This is a genomic window from Synechococcus sp. R8-2, assembly GCF_047461715.1.
In the GTDB taxonomy this organism is placed as follows: domain Bacteria; phylum Cyanobacteriota; class Cyanobacteriia; order Thermostichales; family Thermostichaceae; genus Thermostichus.
In genome coordinates this window covers 1-3,635 of the sequence record NZ_JANSHQ010000134.1, presented here as the reverse complement: position 1 = coordinate 3,635, position 3,635 = coordinate 1, and the positions used below count along the sequence as shown (strand labels likewise).

Sequence of the window (3,635 nt, the reverse complement as noted above, 5' to 3'; positions counted from 1 at the left end):
GCCAGGATCCGGTCGGCTCTAAACACCATGGGCGGGATCCCTCCCTACCGACTTGGATCCGGAGTGCCTTTCCACCCGAATAACATTTTCTGTCATTTGCTCAAAGGTATCGTCGTGGCTGATGACAAACAGCTGCTCAAAAGATCGCAGGTTGGTAATAGCCTCTGCCAGCCGCTGTCGCCGTTGGGTATCCATATTGGTGGTGGGCTCATCGAAAAAGGCAATATTTAGTTGTCCCAACACCTTGAGTAAAGCCAAGCGCACTGCCAAGGCCGCCGACATTTGCTCTCCCCCGGAAAGGCTGGCAAACCGTCGTTTGGGGCTGCCGGCTTCTTGAACGCGGATCTCATAATCGGCTTCCCAGGTCAGGGTGACGTTGGGACGGTTGAGAATTTCTCGGAAGAGGTGATCGGCAGTATGGTTGATCTGCTGCAGGTAGTATTGGGTAATTTGAGGGCCGGCTTTTCTATAGGTATCTCGGCTAAACTTGATAAAGCGGTGCAGGCGTTCTTTCTCAGTTTTTTCTGCCTCGACTTGCTTTAAGCTTGCCTTGGTCTGTTCCAATTGCCGCAACTTTTCCTCAATTTTGCTCAGTTGAGGAGCTAGGCTCTCCAGTCGGGCCTGGGCTTCGGCTTTTTGAATTTCGGTGGCCTGCAGAAGGGATCGAAGGCGCTCATGCTCCTGCGGTTGATACAGAGCAGCCAAGGGATCCCGTGCTGCGCGAAGTTGGGAAAGCTGAGTTTGCAGTTGCTGCCGCTGGGCGTTTAGCTCGGCCAGTTCCTGTTCCCGCTGGGGAAGCAATTGGGCAATGGGTTCTGCCTGCAGATAGCGCTCGTGATCTAAACGGTATCGTTCGCGTTCTTCCTGCAGGGATCCCAGCTCTCGATCCAGATGCTCCGTTTGGCATAGGGCCTCCTCGATAGGGTTGAGTGCGGCCTGTAAATCCTGAAGCTGCTGCAGGCAGTCGGCCTGCATTTGTAAATATTGCTTTTCCTGTTTTAACTCTGCTTTGAGCCGTTCGGCTTGGCTTCTGGGATCCCCCAGAGATTTTAAGGTTTTGGCGGCTTTTTCAATTTGGGCTTGCAGGTCATCTTTGGATCCCTCTGTTTGTTCCCAGCGGTCGATCTGGGCTTGTTTTTCTTGCTTGGCTTTCTGGATTTGATCTAGGGCCAACTGGGCCGCTTGGAGTTCATCTTGCCGTCGGGGCAAACTTTGGGCAAGAGGCTGCATGCGGATAAAGGTCTCGTAGTTGTTGCGGTGCCGGCCTTGTTCTTCCCGCAAAGCTGCAATTCTTTCATCCAGATCTGAAAGCGGTTGCAGCTGCTCTTCTAGGGCTTGTATCTGCTGTTGGAGTTGCTGAACATGGGCCGCTATTTGTTGATATTCTTGCTCAACCCTAGACTTGCGGCTGAGATCTCTTTCCAAGCGCTGGATTTGCCCTCTGGGATCCCCCAGTTCTTGCAGCGCCTGGCCAATTTCCTGTTGTTGCCGAAGGAAGGTGGGCTCAGCCTCAAGATCCCAGTGAAGATCATCAATTCTGCTTTGTCGTTCGGCTTGCAACTGCAGCAGTTGCTGAATTTGGGCTTGTAAATCGGGTATTTGTGCGGTTAGGCCGAGCAAGGGTTGCAAAGTCCTGAGTTGTTTTTGGATGTTGGACAACTGCTGACGAAGTTGGGGCTCGGAAGTTTGGGGAGCCAGATCCTGCAAAATCTGATGGATGGACTGGAGCAACTGTTGGCTGAGTGCTGAAGATCGAGTGAGTACCTCTGGGATCCGCTGCCACAGAGATTGAAGTTGGGGATAGTTGTGTCGCTGCGCTTCCAATTCGTCCAGAAGTTGCCGGATGCTGTGATGGTGTTGAGCCAATTGATCCGAGCCCTGCTCAAAAAGGGCTTGTAGCTCCTGTTGAAATTGACGAGCTGCGGCAATGCGGCTGAGCTGAGTTTGCAATCGCTCCTGTTGAGTTTCGAGCGCAGGAATGGCGGCTACCCGCTCCAAATCCGCCTGCCGTTGTCTCAGTTGGAGCTGCAGTTGTTGCAATTGGACTTGGCCTTGTTCCTGCTCCGTTTCCCGTTGTTTGAGTTCAAGGCGCAGAGCCTGAAAGGAAGCCAACTTCTCGCCAAGTTGGGAGTGGCGCTGCTCCAGGGAGGCCTGCCGTTCACACAGGGGTTGCAGCTCAAGTTTTTCCGCCTCCATTTTTTGGAAGATCTGGAGTTGTTGCTGATATTCGGATCCCTGCAGCTCCAATCGATGCAGTTGATGTTGCAAAGTTTCCCGTTGAGCCAGTAAAGTTTGTCGGGTTCGCCGCAGCGCTTCCTGCTCTGCAATGAGGGTTTCCAACTGCAAATAACGGTTGTAGGTCAATTGATGCTGCCGACATATGGCCTGGGCCTGTTCAGCTTCTTGCACTCGGCTTTGTAGCAGTTGACAGCGCTCGGCGTGGGCTGTCCATTCTGCCTGGATCTGTTCCCATTCGCGGTGCAGGTGTAGCAACGTGTTGAGCTGTTGAGTCCAATAGGTCTGCTGACGCTCTAGCTCCTCTTGGGCCTGAATTTGCGGGGTTAGCTCCTCTAGCTCCTGCTTCCAGCGCTGCTGTTGGCTTAACTTTTCTTGAAGTCTTGCCAATTGGTTTTCGATATGCTGCTTTTGCGAGAGCAAAGCATCCCGCTGTTTCAGCCACTCCAAGCGTTGCTGTTGCTGTTTTTCCAGCTCCCGCAAGCGAGCTTCTGTGGCCAAAAAATGCTGAGATCCCTCCCAGTATTGCTGTTGCTGCGCTTGAGCTTGCCTGGCCTCTGCCCATAACTTTTCTGCCTGCTCAAGAGATACCTGAAGCAGGGATCCCTTTTGCTCCAGTTGGGCAATCTGGTGATCTAAAGTTTGGATTTGCTCAAGCCATTTCTCCAGTCGCTCGATCTCAAGCTTAACCTGATCCAGAGTGTGGATCGATTGACTCAAGCGCTCTTGCCAATAACTCAGTTCTTGTTGGATTTTCTGCCGCTCTGCTTGCAGCGGATCCCACTCCTGTAGCTGTTGGCGGAGCAATTCAATTTGATGATTAATGGCCTGAATCTGCGCCTCGCTGTATTTTTCGACCGCCAACAGGTCTTTGGCTACCTGCTGGTACTCTTCCACCTTTAAGATGCGATCGAAAACTTCTTTGCGATCTCGACCGGTTTTGAGAAAGTCTGCCGTGAAAGTCCCTTGGGGCACCCCAATCGTTGTGGCAAAGAGCCGCGCCAGGTCGGTACCGGCAGGTACGCCCAAATGTTGCCTCAGCCACGGCAGCACATCGGACTTGCGCTCATACTCTAGGCGCTGCTTCAGCTGGGGATCAAAGAGACGATATCCCTGCGTTACGCTGCGGCGAACATCGTAGGTGCGCTGATCCCATTGGGAGATAAATTGCACAGTCACCACTGCGTCGTTGGCCCCGGAGCGAATGATTTCTTCTTGGCTGTAGGGGCAGTAGTCGAACAAAACCCAGGCAATGGCTTCCAAAATGCTGGTCTTGCCCGCTCCGTTTTCTCCGCAAATGGCGTTAATACCTGGCTCAAACGTGAAGACGGCATCCTCATGAGATTTGAAGTTTTGTAAAGCGAGAGAGAGGATCCGCATAATCAGTCTTCTGCTCCCCA

At 52.7% G+C, this 3,635-nt stretch carries 1 protein-coding gene; it reads right to left on the bottom strand.

All coding sequences use genetic code 11. The annotated features are described in order from the left end of the window. Nucleotides 1-18: 18 nt before the first annotated feature. Nucleotides 19-3,615, bottom strand: a complete 3,597-nt coding sequence (locus NW819_RS03805) for an AAA family ATPase (RefSeq protein WP_414412937.1) — start codon at nucleotides 3,613-3,615, stop codon at nucleotides 19-21. Nucleotides 3,616-3,635: the final 20 nt, after the last annotated feature.

What these genes read in the sequence shown, in the direction of transcription:
- NW819_RS03805 (WP_414412937.1), bottom strand. Translation starts at nt 3,615, where the DNA reads ATGCGGATCCTCTCTCTCGCTTTACAAAACTTCAAATCTCATGAGGAT.